General features: G+C 71.9%; 16 protein-coding genes. 6 read left to right on the forward strand and 10 right to left on the reverse strand.

The genetic code is table 11. The features are described from left to right. Positions 1 to 31: 31 nt before the first annotated feature. From ABTY98_RS10500 to ABTY98_RS10510, 3 genes are all read left to right on the forward strand, one after another. Positions 32 to 2,260, forward strand: coding sequence for an acetate--CoA ligase family protein (locus tag ABTY98_RS10500; protein ID WP_352220471.1), 2,229 nt, complete (start codon positions 32 to 34; stop codon positions 2,258 to 2,260). A gap of 7 nt (positions 2,261 to 2,267) precedes the next feature. Beyond that, complete coding sequence (locus tag ABTY98_RS10505; RefSeq protein WP_352220472.1) at positions 2,268 to 3,104, forward strand: enoyl-CoA hydratase/isomerase family protein; 837 nt, start codon at positions 2,268 to 2,270, stop codon at positions 3,102 to 3,104. Between the two features lie 450 nt (positions 3,105 to 3,554). Beyond that, positions 3,555 to 4,169, forward strand: coding sequence for a flavin reductase family protein (locus tag ABTY98_RS10510; RefSeq protein WP_352220473.1), 615 nt, complete (start codon positions 3,555 to 3,557; stop codon positions 4,167 to 4,169). 9 nt (positions 4,170 to 4,178) lie between these two features. Here ABTY98_RS10510 and ABTY98_RS10515 read toward each other — a convergent pair whose 3' ends face one another. Beyond that, positions 4,179 to 5,489 carry an MFS transporter gene (locus tag ABTY98_RS10515; RefSeq protein ID WP_352220474.1) on the reverse strand — a complete coding sequence of 437 codons (1,311 nt, stop codon included), beginning with the start codon at positions 5,487 to 5,489 and terminating at the stop codon, positions 4,179 to 4,181. 71 nt (positions 5,490 to 5,560) lie between these two features. Here ABTY98_RS10515 and ABTY98_RS10520 point away from each other — a divergent pair, with 71 nt between their 5' ends. Further along, on the forward strand, positions 5,561 to 6,595 hold the full coding sequence (locus ABTY98_RS10520) for a GlxA family transcriptional regulator (RefSeq protein WP_352220475.1): 1,035 nt from the start codon (positions 5,561 to 5,563) through the stop codon (positions 6,593 to 6,595). On the opposite strand, the gene ABTY98_RS10525 is transcribed toward ABTY98_RS10520, so the two are convergent. The 4 genes from ABTY98_RS10525 to ABTY98_RS10540 form a co-directional block, all read right to left on the reverse strand. Beyond that, complete coding sequence (locus tag ABTY98_RS10525; RefSeq protein WP_352220476.1) at positions 6,494 to 7,750, reverse strand: MFS transporter; 1,257 nt, start codon at positions 7,748 to 7,750, stop codon at positions 6,494 to 6,496. The two genes, ABTY98_RS10520 and ABTY98_RS10525, sit on opposite strands and share 102 nt — an antisense overlap. 72 nt (positions 7,751 to 7,822) lie before the next feature. Next, a complete protein-coding gene (locus tag ABTY98_RS10530; RefSeq protein ID WP_352220477.1) occupies positions 7,823 to 8,878 on the reverse strand; it encodes a Zn-dependent alcohol dehydrogenase in 1,056 nt (351 codons plus the stop codon). After that, on the reverse strand, positions 8,875 to 10,029 hold the full coding sequence (locus ABTY98_RS10535) for an acyl-CoA dehydrogenase family protein (RefSeq protein ID WP_352220478.1): 1,155 nt from the start codon (positions 10,027 to 10,029) through the stop codon (positions 8,875 to 8,877). The genes ABTY98_RS10530 and ABTY98_RS10535 overlap by 4 nt, the downstream gene beginning before the upstream one ends. Before the next feature lie 201 nt (positions 10,030 to 10,230). Continuing rightward, complete coding sequence (locus ABTY98_RS10540) at positions 10,231 to 11,145, reverse strand: SDR family NAD(P)-dependent oxidoreductase (protein WP_352220479.1); 915 nt, start codon at positions 11,143 to 11,145, stop codon at positions 10,231 to 10,233. 86 nt (positions 11,146 to 11,231) lie between these two features. Here ABTY98_RS10540 and ABTY98_RS10545 point away from each other — a divergent pair, with 86 nt between their 5' ends. Beyond that, positions 11,232 to 12,167, forward strand: coding sequence for a cyclase family protein (locus ABTY98_RS10545; protein WP_352220480.1), 936 nt, complete (start codon positions 11,232 to 11,234; stop codon positions 12,165 to 12,167). Between the two features lie 325 nt (positions 12,168 to 12,492). Here ABTY98_RS10545 and ABTY98_RS10550 read toward each other — a convergent pair whose 3' ends face one another. The 3 genes from ABTY98_RS10550 to ABTY98_RS10560 form a co-directional block, all read right to left on the reverse strand. Continuing rightward, positions 12,493 to 12,978: an ATP-binding protein gene (locus ABTY98_RS10550; RefSeq protein WP_352220506.1), complete on the reverse strand. Its 486-nt coding sequence runs from the start codon at positions 12,976 to 12,978 to the stop codon at positions 12,493 to 12,495. Between the two features lie 553 nt (positions 12,979 to 13,531). Then, a complete protein-coding gene (locus ABTY98_RS10555) occupies positions 13,532 to 14,401 on the reverse strand; it encodes an acyl-CoA dehydrogenase family protein (protein ID WP_352220481.1) in 870 nt (289 codons plus the stop codon). A gap of 6 nt (positions 14,402 to 14,407) precedes the next feature. Continuing rightward, on the reverse strand, positions 14,408 to 15,538 hold the full coding sequence (locus tag ABTY98_RS10560) for an acyl-CoA dehydrogenase (protein WP_352220482.1): 1,131 nt from the start codon (positions 15,536 to 15,538) through the stop codon (positions 14,408 to 14,410). A 128-nt stretch (positions 15,539 to 15,666) separates the two neighbouring features. Here ABTY98_RS10560 and ABTY98_RS10565 point away from each other — a divergent pair, with 128 nt between their 5' ends. Beyond that, positions 15,667 to 17,256, forward strand: coding sequence for a class I adenylate-forming enzyme family protein (locus ABTY98_RS10565; RefSeq protein ID WP_352220483.1), 1,590 nt, complete (start codon positions 15,667 to 15,669; stop codon positions 17,254 to 17,256). Here the strand turns inward: ABTY98_RS10565 and ABTY98_RS10570 are convergent. Both ABTY98_RS10570 and ABTY98_RS10575 read right to left on the reverse strand, forming a co-directional pair. Next, positions 17,240 to 17,752 (reverse strand): EF-hand domain-containing protein, encoded by a 513-nt coding sequence (locus ABTY98_RS10570; protein ID WP_352220484.1) that lies wholly within the window; start codon positions 17,750 to 17,752, stop codon positions 17,240 to 17,242. The genes ABTY98_RS10565 and ABTY98_RS10570 overlap by 17 nt on opposite strands. 163 nt (positions 17,753 to 17,915) lie before the next feature. Then, positions 17,916 to 18,290, reverse strand: coding sequence for an STAS domain-containing protein (locus tag ABTY98_RS10575; protein WP_352220485.1), 375 nt, complete (start codon positions 18,288 to 18,290; stop codon positions 17,916 to 17,918). Between the last annotated feature and the right edge of the window lie 435 nt (positions 18,291 to 18,725).

Here is an 18,725-nt window from a genome sequence, read left to right on the forward strand (position 1 = left end):
ATTGTGCTGTCACACAGGAGCGGGCGGAACGATGCTTGGATCAACCCACGGCACCCTCACCACCGACTCCCGCCGGGCCCGGGTCATCGCCTGCGGTGAGCAGCGTCCCGGGCCCGCTGTCCACGGCCGGACGGCCGACGCGGACGAGCATGACGTCAGCGGGCGGCCGCTGCACGCGGACGTACCGGATCTGGACAGGTTCTTCCGGCCCGAGTCCGTCGCCGTGATCGGCGCCTCGGACGCCGAGGGGCGGCCCAACACCGGTATCACCCGGCAGATCCTCGACTGGGCCGAGCGGGTCGGGGCCCGGGTCCACCCGGTCCATCCGGCCCGGCCGTCGGTCTTCGGCATCGCCTGCGCTCCTTCCGTCGCCGACCTGCCCGAGCAGGTCGATCTCGCCGTACTCCTGGTCGCCGACCCCCTTCCGGTGATCGAGGAACTGGCCGAGGCCAAGGTGAGGTTCGCCGTCGCCTTCGCCTCGGGGTTCGCCGAGACCGGCGAGGAGGGGGCGGCGGCCCAGGTCCGGCTCGCGGCCGCCGTGCGCCGCTCCGGGCTGCGGCTGCTCGGCCCGAACACCAACCTGAACGCCTTCGAGCGCTTCCGCGACGACCTGGACGGACCGGCGATCGCGCTGATCACCCAGTCAGGGCACCAGGGCCGGCCTGTCTTCGCCGCCCAGGAACTCGGCATCCGGCTCTCGCACTGGGCGCCGACCGGCAACGAGGCCGACCTGGAGACCGCCGACTTCCTCTCCTACTTCGCCGAACGCCCCGAGGTCGGCGCCATCGCCTGCTACGTCGAGGGCCTCAAGGACGGCCGCGCCTTTCTGCTGGCCGCCGACCGCGCGGCCCGCCGCGGGGTGCCGGTGGTCGCCGTGAAGGTCGGCCGCACCGAGGCCGGCGCCCGCACCGCCGCAACCCACACCGGCAAGCTGACCGGCGCGGACGACGTGATCGACGCGGCGCTGCGCCAGTACGGGGTGATCCGCGTCGACGGCCTCGACGAACTCCAGGACACCGCCGCCCTGCTGGCCAGGGCGCGGCCGCCGCGCGCCGACGGAGTGGTCGTCTATTCGATCTCGGGCGGCACGGGCGCGCACGTCGCCGACCTGGCGTCCGGCACGGGACTCCGGCTGCCGGTGCTGTCCGATGCGCGCCAGGCCGAGCTGCACCAGTGGATACCGGAGTATCTGAGCGTGGCCAACCCGGTCGACAACGGCGGCCATCCGGTGGGCGACTGGCGCGGCCGGAAGATCATCGACTCCATCCTCGCCGACCCGGAGGTCGGCGTGCTGATCTGCCCGATCACCGGCCCCTTCCCACCGCTCAGCGACCGGCTCGTGCGGGACCTGGTCGACGCGGCCGAGGCGACCGACAAGCTGGTGTGTGTGGTGTGGGGTTCGCCGGTCGGCACCGAACCCGCCTACCGTGAGGTCCTGTTGGGTTCCTCCCGGGTGGCCACCTTCCGCACGGTCGGCAACTGCCTCACCGCCGTCCGCGCCTACCTCGACCACCACCGCTTCGTCCGCGCCTACCGCTCCCCCTTCGACGAAGCCCCGCGCACACCCTCCCCCTCCTGTCGCAAGGCACTCGCGCTGATGCGGCCGGGGCAGCAGCTGAGCGAGCACGCGGCGAAGCAACTGCTGCGCGCGTACGGCATACGGGTGCCGCGTGAGCAGCTGGTGACCAGCGCGGCCGCCGCCGTGCGCGCGGCGGGGCTGGTCGGCTACCCGGTGGTGATGAAGGCGTCCGGCGCCCAGATCGCCCACAAGACCGAGCTGGGCCTGGTGAAGATCGGGCTGACCTCCGCCAGCCAGGTCCGGGACGCCTACCGGGAGCTGACCGACATCGCCCGCTACGAGGGGGTGACCCTCGACGGTGTGCTGGTCTGCCAGATGGTCGAGTGGGGCGTGGAGATGGTGGTCGGGGTCACGCACGACGCCCTGTTCGGGCCGACGGTGACCGTCGGGCTGGGCGGGGTCCTGGTCGAGGTCCTGCACGACGCGGCCGTACGCGTGCCGCCGTTCGGCGAGGAGCAGGCCCGGGCCATGCTCACCGAACTGCGCGGGCGGGCCCTGCTGGACGGGGTCCGGGGGCGGCCGCCTGCCGACCTCGAAGCGCTCGTCGAGGTGGTCCTCCGCGTCCAGCGGATGGCCCTGGAGCTCGGCGACCAGCTCGCCGAGCTCGACATCAACCCGCTGATGGTGCTGCCCGAGGGACAGGGCGCGGTGGCGCTGGACGCGCTGGCGGTGTGCCGCTGAGATGAACATGCCCAATTCCCCCCGTGAGCCTTCAAAGAACGAAGAGCCGGAAATTTCCGTTGAGTCATTGGTACTGCACGCCACTGACAATCAGGTCGCGCAGATCACCCTCAACCGCCCCGAGGCCCTCAACGCCATCACCCCTGACCAGCGAGAACGCATCATCCAACTTCTTTCCGAAGCCTCCGCCGACCCCTCGGTGAGGGCCGTGGTCCTCACCGGAACGGGCCGCGGTTTCTGCGCGGGCGCCGACCTCCGCGGCGGCGCCACCGCCGAACGCCTCCCCGGCGACGTGGCCCGCACCATCCGGCTGGGCGCCCAGCGTCTCGTCGCCGCCGTCCTCGACTGCGAGAAGCCGGTGATCGCGGCGGTCAACGGCACCGCCGCCGGCCTCGGCGCCCATCTCGCGCTCGCCTGCGACCTGGTCCTGGCCGCCGAATCCGCCCGTTTCATCGAGGTGTTCGTCCGCCGCGCCCTGGTCCCCGACGGCGGCGGCGCCTACCTCCTCCCCCGTCTGATCGGCCCGCACCGCGCCAAGGAGCTGATGTTCTTCGGCGACGCCCTCTCCGCCCCGGAGGCCGAACGCCTTGGCCTGGTCAACCGGGTCGTACCGGACGAGGAGTTGACCAGGACGGCACGGGACTGGGCCGTCCGGGTCGCCACCGGGCCGACACGCGCCCTCGCCCTGACGAAGCAGCTGGTCAACGCTTCCCTGGACAGCGACCGGGCATCCGCCTTCGCGGCCGAGTCCGCCGCCCAGGAAATCAACATGACGACGCGGGACGCCCAGGAGGGGCTACAGGCCTTCGTGGAACGCAGAAGCCCGGACTTCCACGGCCGGTGAGGCCGACCGGCCGACCGGCCGACCGGCCGACGGTCCACCCGACTACGACCGACCGGCCGACCGACTACGTCCGGCTGACCGGTCATCCAGCCGACTACGGCCGCTGACCGGTGATCCACCCGACGACGGCCGAGCAGCCGACCGTCCACCCGACGACGGCCGCTGACCGGTCGTCCATCCGACGACGGCCGATCAGTCGGTCGCCCGTTCGCGGATCCGCAGGGTGCCCGCGTCGGGATCGCCGAAGATCACGAACAGCCGGCCGCCGGCAGTCGAGCCGCCGCCGGCGCGGCCGCCGCGTTCAGATCACCGGCCGACCGGACCGGCCGCCGGTCACGGAGCCGGTCACGTGGCACTCCCCACCGCATGAGCGCAGCATACGAAGCAGCCGTACGCCCGTCTGCCAACGACCTTCCCATCTGACGTTCCGTCAGCTTCAATGAACATGTGATGGGACACGCAGGGGCGGCCGCGGCGGCCGTTCGATATCTCAGGTCGGTTCCCCCGCCGGGGCCCGTGGAGGCCTTGCCACGCCCGGAGTTGCGGTGCGTGCACGTGGACGAGCGGGCGCCGGTCGACCCGACGGAGTTCCGGCGTGTGCTGGGGAACTTCGCGACCGGGGTGACCGTTGTCACCGCACCGGCCGCCGAAGGCGAACCCTCCCCCGCCGGTTTCGCCTGCCAGTCCTTCTCCTCCCTCTCCCTCGACCCGCCCCTGATCTGCTTCATGGTCGGCCGGACGTCGACCACCTGGCCGCGCATCGCCCGCGCGGGCGTCTTCTGCGTCAACGTGCTCGGCGCCGGACAGGGCGCCCTGTGCCGCGCCTTCGCGGTGAGCGGCGCGGACAAGTTCGCGGGGGTCGCGTACGACACGGCCCCGGTGTCCGGCGCGCCCCGCCTGACCGGCGCCGCCGCCTGGATCGACTGCGCGATCCATGCCGTCCACACGGGGGGCGACCACCTGATCGTGGTCGGCCGGGTGACCGCGCTGGGCGCGGCCGAGACCCCCGACGGACCACTGCTGTTCCACCGGGGGCGGTTCACCGGGCTCGGACTGGACGGCTAGGGGTATTTCCTAGACGCCCAGGACGGGCACCGCGGTCACCGGCCGTCGCCGGATCACCAGCGCCATCAGCGCCGCCGCCGCGCACAGTGCGCCGGAGGCGTACCAGACCATGTCGTACGTGCCGAAGACATCGCGGGCGACACCGCCGAGGTAGGCGACGAGGGCCGCGCCGACCTGGTGGGAGGCGAGGACCCAGCCGAAGACGATGGCGCTGTTCTCGCCGTAGTGCTCCCGGCACAGGGCAAGCGTGGGCGGGACGGTGGCGACCCAGTCGAGACCGTAGAAGACGATGAAGAAGATCATCGGGGGGTGGATGGCGGGGCCCAGCAGCATCGGCAGGAAGAGGAGGGAGAGGCCGCGCAGGGCGTAGTAGACGGCGAGCAGGCGGCGCGGTTCGAAGCGGTCCGTGAACCAGCCGGAGGCGATCGTGCCGACGACGTCGAAGACGCCGATGACCGCGAGCAGCGAGGCCGCCGTGGTGACCGGCAGGCCGTGGTCGTGGGCGGCGGGCACGAAGTGGGTCTGGACCAGGCCGTTGGTGGAGGCGCCGCAGATCGCGAAGGTGCCGGCGAGCAGCCAGAAGGGGCCGGTGCGGACGACGGAGAGCAGCACCCCGACCGTGCGGCGCGCGGCTCCGGTGACCGGCGCCGGCTTCGGTACGAAGTCCGGTGCGCCGTAAGGCTTCAGGCCCACGTCGGCCGGGTGGTCGCGCAGCAGCAGCCAGACGAAGGGGACGACCGCGAGGGCGGCGAGGGCGACGGTGACGGCGGCCGGGCGCCAGTCGTACCTCTCGACCATCCAGGACAGCAGCGGCAGGAAGATCAGCTGGCCGGAGGCGGAGCCGGCGGTGAGGATGCCGCTGACCAGGCCGCGCCGCGTGGTGAACCAGCGGTTGGTGACCGTGGCGGCGAAGGCGAGGGCCATCGAGCCGGAGCCGAGGCCGACCAGCAGGCCCCAGCACAGCACCAGTTGCCAGGCCGCCGTCATCCACACGGTCAGGCCCGAGCCGACCGCGATCACGGTCAGGGCGACGGCCACCACCCGGCGGATGCCGAAACGGTCCATCAGCGCGGCCGCGAACGGTGCGGTGAGCCCGTACAGCGCGAGGTTGACGGAGACGGCCGCGCCGATCGTGCCGCGCGACCAGCCGAACTCCTGGTGCAGGGGGTCGATGAACAGGCCGGGCAGGGAGCGGAAGGCGGCCGCGCCGACGATCGTGACGAAGGTGACGGCGGCGACGAACCAGGCACGGTGGATGCGCGGTGAGCGGGTCGGCTTCGAGTCCTCGACGGCTGCTGCGGCTTCGCTTGTCTGGGTCACGCCATAAAGCTTCGGCCGCGGGGTTCACTCCATCGAGTGGCCCGGAGGACAGTATTCGCTAGGATCGGGCCATGAGCAGTGGCAGTGACTCCGGCTTCCGCCCGCACCGAGTTGTCGTCCTCGCCCTTGACGGTCTGCTCCCCTTCGAACTGGGCATCCCGCACCGCATCTTCGGCCGGCCCAAGGACGCCCGGGGACGGCACCTGTACGAGGTCGTGACCTGCTCGGTCCGGCCGCCGGGGCCGGTCGAGACCGACGCCGACTTCGCGGTCCACGTGCCGCACGGCCCGGAGGCACTGGCCACCGCCGACACGGTGGTCATCCCGGCGTCGTACGAACTGGGCCCGGTCTTCGAGGAGGGCGTCCTCACCCCCGAACTGGCCGCCGCCCTCGCCCGCATCCGCCCCGGCACCCGGCTCGCCTCCATCTGCACCGGCGTCTACGTCCTGGCCGCCGCCGGCTACCTGGACGGCCGTCCGGCGACCACGCACTGGGCCGAAGCGGACCACCTCCAGCGGCTGTTCCCACAGGTCAAGGTGGACGCGGACGTCCTCTTCATCGACGACGGAGACGTGCTGACCTCCGCCGGGGTGGCCGCCGGCATCGACCTGTGCCTGCACATGGTCCGCCGCGACCACGGCACGGCCGTCGCCAACGAGGTGGCCCGCCGTACGGTCGTACCCCCGCACCGGGACGGCGGCCAGGCCCAGTACATCCACCGCCCGGTCCCCGACCCTCAGGTCGCCACCACCACGGCCGCCCGCACCTGGGCGCTCGGCCGCCTGCACGAGCCCATCCAGCTGCGGGACATGGCCGAGCAGGAGGCCATGTCGGTACGGACCTTCACGCGCCGCTTCCGCGAGGAGACCGGTGTCAGCCCCGGCCAGTGGCTCACCCAGCAGCGCGTCGAACGCGCCCGTCACCTCCTGGAGTCCACCGAGCTCTCGATGGACCAGGTGGCCCGGGACGCCGGCTTCGGCACGGCCCAGTCGATGCGGCAGCACCTACAGACAGCGCTCGGCGTCACCCCGACCGCCTACCGCCGGACCTTCCGGACCGGTGCCGGCGAAGCCAAGGGCCACGGTGGTGTCGGCGTCCCGGGCTGACCGCCCGGCACGCCGGGTCTCGCCCCACCAGCCGATCCCGCTCAGCGCCAGGGTCACGCCCACCCCGGCCAGGACGGCCGTGGACGGCGCCACCACCCGAAGCAGCGCACCGGCGAGGGAACCGGTCGCCGCGTAACCGGCGCCCGCGGCCGCGTACATCAGGGAGTAGCCGGCGGCCTGGGCACGCGGCGGGAGCGCATCGCGCAGCGACAGGTTGCGGGTGAGCATCGCGGCCGACTGAAGCATGCCGCCCACGACGAGTGCGGACGCGATCCCAGCCGAGTGCGGTATCAGGGCCGCGAGCGTCACACAGACCGCCGTACCGGTCATCAGGAGCACGCTGTGGGTGCGCAGCCGGCCCGGCCAGCTGCGCAGTCCGTGGAGGAACGCGCCGAGCCCGCCGCCCACGGCCATCCCGGTCAGCAGCGGACCCGACCAGCCGACACCGATCCCGCGCTGTTCCAGCAGGGCGGGCAGGACGAGTTCGGACAGCCCGAGCAGGGTCAGGCTGGCCGCGCCCGTGACATACACCGGCCAGGCACCGGCCAGCACGCGCGCCAGGGGTGTGTCCGACCGCTCCTCCGTGCCCCAGGCCGCCGGGAGGAGCCACAGCGCGGCCACGGACGAGGCCATGAGGGCGGCCGCGAGCCGCAACGGGACACCGGGGGCGACGGCGAGGGCCAGGCCGGCCACCGCGGCCGGGGAGAGGGCCCACACGGCGGCCGTCAGGATGGACTCGACGGACAGCGCCTGCGCCGCCGAGCGCTCCGGGACGAGGTGGGTGAGCAGGGTGCGCAGGCCTCCGGTGGCGGCGGCCGGTGCGGCACCGGCGACGAACGCGAGGACGGCGAGGACGGCCGGGTGTGCGTCCGGGAAGATGCCGAGCCCGGCGAATCCGGCGGCCCCGGTGGCGAGGCCGACAGCCAGGTGTGCGCGGGCCCGTTCGGGACGCAGCCGCACCCCGAGCACGGGGGCGCCCAGGATCTCGCCGATCACATAGGCCGCCGCGAGCATCGCGCCCAGCGAGTAGCCGCCGGGGCGCTCACGCACCAGGAACACCAGGGCCAGCGGGGCCATGGCGACCGGCATACGGGCGCCCACGGCGGTGCAGGCCCAGAGCAGGACCTGCTTCGAGGCGACGTCACGGTAGGTCATGGGACGACGGTAGGGGGGCGCCGACAACGCCGACAGGTTTTCCACAGCCCGTCGGCTACCGGCGGCGCGGGTTCACCGGAACGTGAGCACCCCCCGTGCCACCCGGCCCGCCTCCGCGTCGGCGCGGGCCTTCTCGAAGTCCTCCACCGGGTAGGTCTCGGTTACCAACTCGTCGAGCATCAGGCGTCCTTGGCGGTACAGCTCGGCGTACAGGGCGATGTCCCGCTGGGGGCGCGAGGAGCCGTACCGGCAGCCCAGGATGGACTTGTCCAGGAACATCGAGGCGACGACGAAGGACGCCTCGGCGGTGGCGGCGGGCGTGCCGAGGAGGACGGCCTGGCCGTGCCGGTCCAGGAGGTCGACGGCCTGCCGGACCAGTTCAACCCGGCCGACGCACTCGAACGCGTGGTCCACCCCGGTCGGCAGCAGGTCCTTCACACCGTCCGTCGAGGTCAGGAAGTCGGTCGCGCCGAACCGCCGGGCCGCCTCCTCCTTGGCCGGGTTGGCGTCCACGGCCACGATCCGCAGCGCTCCCGCGATCCGCGCGCCCTGGATGACGTTGAGCCCGATCCCGCCGGTGCCGATGACCAGCACGGTGTCGCCGCGGTCGACGCGGGCGCGGTTCAGTACGGCGCCCACCCCGGTCAGCACGCCGCATCCGATGAGGGCGGCCGAGGTCAGCGGGATGTCCTTCGGAATCCGTACCGCCTGCACGGCCTTGACGACCGTCCGTTCCGCGAAGGCCGAGTTGGACGCGAACTGGTAGACGGCCTGGCCGCTGCGCGTGAACGGTTTCTGCGGCCGCCCTATGGCCTTGCGGCACATGGTGGGCCGCCCACGGTCACAGTCGGCGCAGGCACCGCAGTTGGCGAGGGTGGACAGCGCCACATGGTCTCCGGGCGCGACATGGCTGACCCCCACACCGACCGCCTCCACCACCCCGGCACCCTCATGTCCGAGCACCACAGGAACGGGGAAGGGTATGGTCCCGTCCACCACGGACAGATCGCTGTGGCACAGCCCGGCCGCCGCGACGGAGACCAGTACCTCACCGGCTCCCGGCTCCCGTACCTCCAGATCGTCGACGACCTGTACCTGTTTCCCGTCGAACACCACACCACGCGTCACGACTCGACCCCCTTCGGTTCCCTCGGCAGACCGAGCACGCGCTCGGCGATGATCGTGCGCTGCACCTGGTCCGAGCCGCCGTAGACGGTGTCGGCCCGGGAGAAGAGGAACAGGTGCTGGGCGGTGTCCAGTTCGTACGGCGCGGTGGCCGACCAGTCGGCCGGGCCGACGCTCGCGCAGGCGCCCCGGACCAGCACGGCGAGCTCACCGAGCCGCTGGTGCCAGCCGGCCCACAGCAGCTTGGCCACGCTGGGCGCGCCGGGCTCGGCGGCCGAACTGCCCAGTGTGCGCAGGGCGTTCCAGCGCATGACCCGCAGCTCGGCCCACTGCCGCACGAGCCGTGCCCGTACGACGGGATCGTCGGCGGCGCCGGTCGTCACGGCGTCCCGCACCACCCGTCCCAGCTCCTCGGCGAACCCGATCTGCTGGGCGAGGGTCGACACCCCGCGTTCGAAGCCGAGCAGGCTCATGGCCACGCGCCAGCCGTTGCCCTCGCCGCCGACGACGTGCTCCACGCGCGCGTGGGCCCCGTCGAAGAAGACCTCGTTGAAGTCGCTGGTGCCGGTCATCTGGCGGATGGGGCGGACCTCGATGCGGCCCGGCTGGTCCATGGGTACGAGCAGGAAGCTCAGTCCGTGGTGGCGCCGTGAGCCGGGCTCGGTCCGCGCCAGCACGAAACACCAGTCGGCCTCGTGCGCGAGGGAGGTCCAGATCTTCTGCCCGGTGATGCGGTAGCCGTCCGTCTCGCGTACGGCCGCGGTCCGCACGCCGGCGAGGTCGGACCCGGCGCCGGGCTCGCTGTACCCCTGGCACCACAGCTCCTCGCCGGCGGCGACGGGCGGCAGGAAGCGCGCCTTCTGCTCGGCGCTGCCGTGGGCGATGAGCGTCGGGGCGAGCAGGTTCTCCCCGATGTGCCCGGAGCGCGGCGGCGCGGCCGACCGGGCGTACTCCTCGGCCCAGGCGACCTGCTGGGTGAGCGTGGCGGTCCGGTTCCCGTACCCGCCCTCCGCCCAGCCGAGCCCGATCCATCCGGCGGCCCCGAGAGTGCGTTCCCAACCGCGCCGGTCCACCTCGCTCGTGGCGTGCGCGCCGAGCCAGACCCGGACCTCCCGACGAAACGCCTCGTCCTCCGGCGCGAATCCGAACTCCACGGTGACCTCCAGAGATGCGTAGGGGTTACGGAACTACGGACGGGACCTGTGAGCGCCGATGACCCCAAGAAACCCAAGGGACGCGGGAACTGCGCGAACGACCACGACGGCGCCGCACTCACGCACGCACGGCACCCCGCGACGGCGAGCAGGCGCCCGGACCCACCCATCCGCAGCCGCCACACAGCGCATCCCCCTCCCTCAGGCGTTCGGTCGGCTGCCGGCCCGCGCCGCCGTCTCCATCGCCGCCACCCGCGCCAGCATCGGCATCGGATCCGCCCCCACGCTCCCCGGCAGCACCTCCGCGATCCGTTCGGGGGTCCAGGACCCCTCGGTGGCGTACGCGGCGCGCAACTCCCTCGGCTGGGCCCAGACCGCGATCTTCGGCCCGGCCACCGTGTACACCTGCCCGGTGATGTCCGCGTCCTGGGCGGCGTCCGACAGCAGGTAGACCACGAACGCCGCCACGTCCTCCGGTTCGCCGATCTCCGTGAGCTCCGTCGGCACCCCGGCCGACATCCGGGTCCTGGCCACCGGCGCCACCGCGTTCGCGGTCACCCCGTACTTGTGCAGGCCGAGCGCGGCGCTGCGCACCAGCGAGATGATGCCGCCCTTGGCCGCGCTGTAGTTGGCCTGCGAGACCGAGCCCTGGTGGTTGCCGCTGGTGAAGCCGATCAGTGTGCCGGCGCGCTGGGTGCGCATCACCGCCGACGCCGCCCGGAACACCGTGAACGTGCCCTTGAGGTGGGTGGCGACCACCGGGTCCCACTCCTCCTCGGTCATGTTGAACAGCATCCGCTCGCGCAGGATCCCCGCCACGCACACGACCCCGTCGAGCCGGCCGTACGACGCCAGCGCCATGTCCACGACCCGCTGCCCGCCCGCCATCGTGGAGATGTCGTCGGCCACCGCGACCGCGTCCCCGCCCGCCGCCCCGATCTCCTTGACGACGGCCTCGGCGACCTCGCTGGTGGGCGATCCGCCGTCGACCGAGACGCCGTAGTCGTTGACGACGACCTTCGCCCCTTCGGCCGCCGCTCCCAGCGCGACCGCCCGTCCGATCCCGCGCCCCGCACCCGTGACGGCGACGACCTTGCCTGCCAAGAAGTTCCCCACGCCCGGCCCCTTCCCGCGGTTTCTGACGGACCGTTAGATTCTATGGCGCGTCGGATGCGCGGACACAAGCCCCGGGGAGGACCCAGATGTCACTGCCTACAGCTCATTCGGCGTTTCACGACATCGCCAAGCGCGTCAACAACTGGGGCCGCTGGGGCGCCGACGACGAGATCGGCACGCTGAACCTGATCACCGACGAGGTGGTGCGGGAGGCGGCGGCGACCGTCCGGACCGGCCGCCGCGTCCCTCTCGCGCTCCCTCTCCGGCAGGACGGCGTGCAGACCGGCATGATCCCGGGGCGGGTCAATCCCCTGCACACCATGGTGCAGATCAACCAGGAGCTCTTCGGCCCGGGGACGGTCGCGTGCAGCGACGACGCCGTGACCATGGGACTGCAGGCCGGCACCCACTGGGACGCGCTCACCCATGTCTCGCACTCGGGGAAGCTGTACAACGGCCGCCCGGCGCAGACCGTGACCGCGCACGGCGGTGCCGAGTTCGCGGGGATCGACAAGGCGCGGCACATCGTCTCGCGCGGGGTGCTGCTGGACGTGGCACGCGCGCACGGCGTGGAGCGGCTGGAGGGGGGTCGTGCGGTCACGCCCGAGGATCTCGACGCGGCCGAGGAGCTGGCCGGGACCACGGTCCGCAGCGGTGACATCGTGCTGGTGCGGACCGGGCAGGTGCAGGTGTATCTCGCCGGGGACAAGCACGGGTACGGCTATCCGTCGCCGGGGCTTTCGGTGCGCACCCCGGAGTGGTTCCACGCGCGCGATGTGGCCGCCGTCGCCAACGACACCCTCACGTTCGAGATCTTCCCGCCCGAGATCGAGGACCTGTGGCTGCCCGTGCACGCCCTGGACCTGGTGGAGATGGGGATGCTGCAGGGCCAGAACTGGAATCTCGAAGAGTTGTCCACAGCCTGTGGAGAAACCGGCCGGTACGCGTTCCTGCTGTCCGCGATGCCGGAGCCGTTCGTCGGGGCGACGGGCACCCCGGTCGCCCCCGTGGCCGTGCTCTGAGGTCGGTGTGCCGCCGTTGTTCGAGGTCGAGGGCGGTGCCACGCCGAGACCGGCGTGACACCGCCCCTCCCCCATTCCCCCTGAAACCCGGACGAATGCGCGCACCGGCCCGCCCCGAGCCCGGTCCCGCACGCCTCCGTCCGGCTCGACCCACGCTCGACGAGGGCATCAATCCCCTCGCCGTCCCCTCGCGGCGAATCGCAGACCTCAAGCGTGAGCAAATGGTCACAAGGCGTCAACACTCGTTCGGGGTTTTAGGACTTATGCCCCGGTTCATCATGGGCGCGCACAGATGCATTCCCCGGCGCATCACCGCACACCGGGGTCACACCGCCTCGAACGCCAGCCCCTCGAACGAGGCCAGTCCGCCTCCGTACGCCACCGCCGCGCCCTGCCGGGGTTCCGAACACCGGTCGAGTTCGCACCAGATGCGCTTGCCTGCGCCTTCGGGGCTCCAGCCCCAGCGGTCGGCGAGCCCGTCGACGAGGGCGAGGCCCCGGCCGCCGGTCGCGTCACTGCCGACGCACCGCGGTACGGGCGCGCGGTCACTGCTGTCGGCGACCTCCAGCCGGACGGTGACCGATTCCTCGGCTTCCTCGGATTCCCCACGGTCCGTGCCCGGCAGCGAGAGCCGCAGCACGGCCGGACAGCCGGTGTGCACCACGGCGTTGGTGACCAGCTCGGAGACGAGCAGGATCAGCGTCTCGGCGAGCGGCTCGTCCGCCGCTATACCGGACCCGGCGAGGCGCGAGCGCGCCCACCTCCTGGCCCGTCCCACCTCCGCGGGGTCGGGCCGGATCTCCAGCTGCACTTGAAGCACCTGCACCGCTCACACCATCCGAACCGGCGGACACATGAACCCGCGCCGAGCGAGCGCCACGACGAGGACCGCGACGAAAAGGACGACGAGGGCCACGATCGTAGCCATTTTCTGCATGGCCAGAACAACGGCCAGAGCAAGGGTCACGGAACGTGATTCCCTTACGAGACAGCATGGTTGACGTACAGTCACCCCAACAAGCGCTTCGGGCATATTCCAACGCGAAGGAGTACGCGTACGGCATACTGTGCGACGCTCGCTGCGGGGAGTCGAACAGGCGGGGGCGCAAGCCCTTACCGCCCTGCGAGGGGCGGTATGCACCCTGAACCGCGGGGCCGCTTCGACGGCACCGCCGGCATGGCTCGTCCTCGGAACCACTCGCATCTCACAGAAGGTACCCGAGGGGGCGCCCGACTCCAGGCCGTGACGAGTCACGCGTTGGACACAACCCGATATCAACGCTCCGTGATCCCGGTACGCCACGATCCGCGACACCACGGCAATCCGGGCCGCTGATTTCGCAGACCAGAGCCGTTTCGAACGCTCACCCGAGCAATTCGGCGGCGAGCGTCTCCTCACTCTCCGTGTTGCCGCCACCACGCTGTGCCCGCACCCAGGCCCTTTTCATGTGCAGATGCACCTGCGCCTCCCAGGTGAAGCCCATCCCGCCGTGCACCTGGAGACAGTCCCGGGTGCCGCGCACGGCGGCCTCGTCGGCGAGCAGCCGGGCCGCCGCGATGTCCACCGGGTCGGCGGTCACCGCGGCCGCGTAGACGGCCGCACGCGCGGTCTCGGCGCGCACCAGCATCTCGGCGCACAAATGCTTGACCGCCTGGAACGCCCCGATCGGCTGCCCGAACTGTTCGCGCGTCCGCGCGTGTTGCACGGCGAGCTCGCACGCGCGCGTGGCGGTGCCGAGCTGCTCGGCGGCGGTGAGGAGTACGGCGACCGGATCGGGGGCCACGGCCGCCGCCCCCGGCACCCGGTGCAGCGGCGTCAACGGGTCCACGGAGCACAGCGGTACGGCCCCCGACGCGTCCCCTCGTACGACGTCGGCCTCGGCCAGCCACTCCACCAGGCCGCCGTCCACGCGGGCCACCACGGCTTCCCCGGTGGCCGCGCCGGGCACGTCGGCCGCCGCGAGGTGGGTTGCCACCAGCGGGCCGGTCAGCAGGGCCCGGCCCGCCTCCTCGAAGACCAACACCGCCTCGGGCAGGCCGAGTCCGACCCCGCCGTCCGCCTCCGGCAGCCGCAGTGCGAAGAACCCGGCCGCCCCCAGCTCGCGCCACAGGCCCCGGTCCAGACAGGGCGCGCCGACCGCCGCCCGCAGTGTCCCGCCGTCGAACCGGCGTGCGAGCAGCTCCCGCATCCCGTCCCGCAAGGCCCGCTGCTCGTCACTCAGTTGGAAGCGCATGCCCGTTCACCGCCCCTTCGGCAGCCCGAGGATCCGCTCGGCCACGATGTTCCGCTGGATCTGCGAGGTCCCGGCCGCGATGGTGTACGAGAGGGACGAGAGCCGGTCGAGGACCCACGGCCGGTCCAGGTCGAGGGCGTCCGGGCCGAGAACGGCGGCGGCCGCGTCGTACAGTTCCTGCCGTGCGTGCGAGTAGCGCAGTTTGAAGACCGAGCCGCCGACGCCGGGCGCGCCCCTGCCCTCCGCCTCGCTGACGTTCCACTGGGTCAGCCGCCACAGTGCCCGGAACTCGGCGTTCAGCCGGCCGAGGCGGCGGCGCAGCACCGGGTCGTCCCAGGTGCCGTTCTCGCGCGCCACGCGCGCGAGGTCGCCGAGCACCCGGCGGCAGGCGACGACCTCGCCGACGAAGGCGGTGCCGCGTTCGAAGGAGAGGGTCACCATGGTGACGCGCCAGCCGTCGTTCTCGGCGCCCACCCGGTTGGCCACCGGCACCCGCACCTCGTCGAGGAAGACCTCGGCGAACTCCGCCGACCCGGCGAGCGTGCGCAGCGGCCGTACGGTGATGCCGGGCGCGTCCATGGGCATGGCCAGCCAGCTGATGCCCCGATGCCTGGGCGCCTCCGCGTCCGTGCGCACCAACAACTCGCACCAGTCGGCGACTTCCGCGTGCGAGGTCCAGATCTTGGAGCCGCTCACCACATAGTCGTCCCCGTCGCGCCACGCGCGCGTGCGCAGCGCCGCCAGGTCGGAACCGGCGCCCGGTTCGCTGAAGCCCTGGCACCACACCTCGTCCCCGCGCAGGATCGGCGTCAGCCAGCGCGCCCGCTGCTCCTCGGTGCCCTCGGCGGCGATGGTCGGGCCCGCGTGCAGCAGGCCCACGAAGTTGGCGCCCACATAGGGCGCGCCGGCCTTCTCGGTCTCCTCGAGGAAGATCAGCCGCACGGTGGGGGACGCGTCCCAGTGGACGTCGGCGTACCCGGCGTCGTACAGCATCCGCTGCCAGCCGAGGTCGTAGGCGCGGCGGCCCGGCCAGTCCTCGGGGCGCGGCTTCGGCGGCAGGCCCGGCAGCGCCTTGGCGAGCCACTCCCGAAGGCGCGCCCGGAAGTCCTCCTCCTCGGGTGTGTACGACAGATCCACCGGCAGACACCCCCACGGAGCTGATGGTTCGTCAGATCTCGCAGGCTAGCCCCGCACCCCTGGACCGACAAGGTGCCAGGTCCTACGATCTGACGACTCGTCAGTTAACGGCGGCAGGGGGCACGGCCATGGACGAAACGAACGCCACCGCACACGAAGCGAACGCCGTCGCTCGTGAGCTGAGCGCCTCCCGCACACTCTGGGACCTCGTCGCCCGCCGCGCCGAACTCACCCCCGGCCGCCCGGTGTTCCTCCAGGGCGACCGCACCCTGTCCTTCGGCAATCTACGCGCGCGTGCCGAACGCACGGCGGCCGGGCTGTACGGCATGGGCGTGCGCCCCGGCACGGTCGTCGCCTGGCAGCTGCCCACCCGCATCGAGACGGCCGTCCTCTCCTTCGCGCTGGCCCGCCTGGGTGCCGTCCAGTCCCCCGTCATCCCCTTCTACCGGGACCGCGAGGTCGGCTTCGCGCTGCGCGAGTCCAGGGCCGAGTTCTTCGCCGTACCGGGCGTGTGGCGCGGCTTCGACCACACGGAGATGGCACGGCGACTCGGCGCGAAGGGGGTTTTCGAGGCGTACGACGGGCTGCCCGACGGCGATCCGGCCGTGCTGCCCGCCCCGCCCGCCGAGGGCACCTCCGTCCGGTGGATCTACTGGACCTCGGGAACCACCTCGGACCCCAAGGGCGTTCTCCACACGGACCGTTCACTGATCGCGGGCGGTTCCTGCCTGGCGCACGCCCTGCGGCTGACGGCGGCCGACGTGGGCTCGATGGCGTTCCCGTACGCACACATCGCCGGCCCCGACTACACGGTGATGCTGCTGCTGTACGGCTTCCCGGCGGTCATGTTCGAGCAGTTCGCACTGCCGGACGCGCTGCCGGAGTACCGCAGGCACCGGGTGACGGTGGCGGGCGGATCGACGGCGTTCTACTCGATGTTCCTGGCGGAGCAGCGCAGGCAGCCGGGGGTTGCGGTGATTCCCTCGCTGCGGCTGCTGGCCGGCGGCGGGGCGCCCAAGCCGCCGGAGGTGTACCACGCGGTGGTGCGTGAGATGGGGGTGCAGCTGACGCACGGGTACGGCATGACCGAGGTGCCGATGATCACGATGGGGGCGCCGGACGACACGGCGGAGAACCTGGCGACGACCGAGGGGAAGCCGCCGCAGGGGATGGAGGTACGGATCGCCGCGGGCGGTGAGGTGCGGCTGCGCGGGGAGGCGGTGTGCCAGGGGTACCTGGATCCGGCGCAGACCGCCGAGGCCTTCGACGAGGACGGGTTCCTGCGGACCGGTGACCTGGGGCATGTGACCGAGAGCGGTCATCTCGTGCTCACCGGCCGCCTCAAGGACGTGATCATCCGCAAGGGCGAGAACATCTCGGCGAAGGAGATCGAGGATCTGCTCGCCGCGCATCCGGCGGTGGGCGATGCGGCGGTGGTGGGGCTGCCGGACGCGGAGCGCGGGGAGTTGGTGTGCGCGGTGGTCGAACAGCCCCCGGGAGCGTCCGTGTTGACGCTCCCGGAGGTGGTGTCGTACCTGCGTACGGAAGGGCTGTCGGTGCACAAGCTGCCGGAGCGGCTGGAGGTGGTGGACGCCCTTCCGCGCAACGAGACCCTGCGCAAGGTGCTCAAGTACAAGCTGCGCGAGCGGTTCTCGGCGGCTTCCGCGCCGCGGAGCCCGGAGACTGCGGCGCCGGGAAGCGCTACTCCGGGATCGTGAAGTAGCGGGCGAACGCCGGCACGATCTCCGTCTCCGCGACCTTGCCGTCGCCGTCGATGTCGAGGCCTGCCGCGACCGCCTGCGCGATCTCCGGGGGGACCCCGAGGACGCGCAGCACACGCACGGTGTCGGAGACGGCCGCCGTGCCGTCGCCCGCGATGTCCGCGAGGGCGAGGGCCGCGTGCAGGAAGGGGCGCGCGATCTCGCCGAAGCGGTCGGGGTTGTCGTGCAGCCGCTTGACCGCGCCGCTCACGAACTCCTCGCGGGTGATGCGCTGGTCGCCGTCCCGGTCCGCCATGCCGGCCATGCCCTGCCAGAAAGCCTCCGCACCGGCGTACAGGGCCTGGCCCTTGTCGGAGCGGGCGGGGACGCCGAACTCGGCGAGCAGTGCCTTGGCCGCCGCGTTGAAGTCCTCGCGGGCGATCCAGCCGTTGCCGTCCTGGTCGAAGGTTGCGAACCGGGCGGCGATCCGTCGCTCGTGCTCCGTGCTGACCATGTGTGTTCGAGCCGCCTTACGTGACGTGGGGGTTCCTTTCGCAGCGAGCCTACGACGCGGTCGGCGGCCGGGGAGCCGGAAAAAGACCCTTGTGCCAAGACCGGGGGAATTCTGCGACAACAATGTGGCACTGTCGTGATCGTCGGCCATGGGGCGCGGGAGCCTACGCCGAGAGCGGGCCCTCCTCGTCGCTGACCGCGCTGTCCATGTCCGGGTACACGTCGAACAGCCGTCGTACGCCGAGGGCCCCGAGGACCCGGTTGACGTGAGAACCGTCACTCGCGCCCTGGGCGGGCAGAATCAGCCGCAGCCGGCCCCGGCAGGAGCGGATCAGACGGCGGGCGGCGATGAGGACGCCGACCCCGCTGGAGTCGCAGAAGAACACGTCGGAGAGGTCGAGGACCAGGCTGTGATAGCCCTCGGCCACCGCGTCGTGCACCCGCTGGCGCAGCACCGGCGAGGTCACCAGGTCCAGTTCGCCCGACACCCCGAGCACGGCCCACTCACCCTGTTCGACGCCGGTCACCTTGAAAGCCACGGCTCAGCCCTTCGCTCGCCGGATCTCCGGAACCGCCCGGAAACGGAGCCAGTTCCTTCGCTTCTTTTCGCGCGGCTGCCCAGCGGCCGTTCCCCGAAACCCCGGATGACAAACGAGCGATGATCGGGAAGGGTCTTGTTTCGGTCACTGTCGATCCTGTTCGATCAGAAACAGAGGATTCGCTCGAAGACGGCTGTGTCCACGAAGGGCCCCTACCACTCGCGGTTCCTCGGGGGGCGCGCATTGCCATAAAGGGGCGTGCGTTGTCGGACGTGCCGACTACATTCGAGGAGACAGTGAGGTCTTCTCGGCAACCTGAAGGTTGCGTTGAGTAACGAGCTTGCGTGAACTGGACGGTGACCTGACGTCAGACATGCGTGAAACCCCTGGTAGGAACGACTCTGCGAAGATCACGTTCCGTACAGCAACCAGAGG

Origin of the sequence: Streptomyces sp. NPDC096040, from assembly GCF_040303265.1 — a bacterium.
Lineage (GTDB): Bacteria > Actinomycetota > Actinomycetes > Streptomycetales > Streptomycetaceae > Streptomyces.

What these genes read in the sequence shown, in the direction of transcription:
- ABTY98_RS10500 (WP_352220471.1), top strand. Translation starts at nt 32, where the DNA reads ATGCTTGGATCAACCCACGGCACCCTCACCACCGACTCCCGCCGGGCC.
- ABTY98_RS10505 (WP_352220472.1), top strand. Translation starts at nt 2,268, where the DNA reads ATGCCCAATTCCCCCCGTGAGCCTTCAAAGAACGAAGAGCCGGAAATT.
- ABTY98_RS10510 (WP_352220473.1), top strand. Translation starts at nt 3,555, where the DNA reads ATGGGACACGCAGGGGCGGCCGCGGCGGCCGTTCGATATCTCAGGTCG.
- ABTY98_RS10520 (WP_352220475.1), top strand. Translation starts at nt 5,561, where the DNA reads ATGAGCAGTGGCAGTGACTCCGGCTTCCGCCCGCACCGAGTTGTCGTC.
- ABTY98_RS10525 (WP_352220476.1), bottom strand. Translation starts at nt 7,750, where the DNA reads ATGACCTACCGTGACGTCGCCTCGAAGCAGGTCCTGCTCTGGGCCTGC.
- ABTY98_RS10545 (WP_352220480.1), top strand. Translation starts at nt 11,232, where the DNA reads ATGTCACTGCCTACAGCTCATTCGGCGTTTCACGACATCGCCAAGCGC.
- ABTY98_RS10555 (WP_352220481.1), bottom strand. Translation starts at nt 14,401, where the DNA reads ATGCGCTTCCAACTGAGTGACGAGCAGCGGGCCTTGCGGGACGGGATG.
- ABTY98_RS10565 (WP_352220483.1), top strand. Translation starts at nt 15,667, where the DNA reads ATGGACGAAACGAACGCCACCGCACACGAAGCGAACGCCGTCGCTCGT.
- ABTY98_RS10570 (WP_352220484.1), bottom strand. Translation starts at nt 17,752, where the DNA reads ATGGTCAGCACGGAGCACGAGCGACGGATCGCCGCCCGGTTCGCAACC.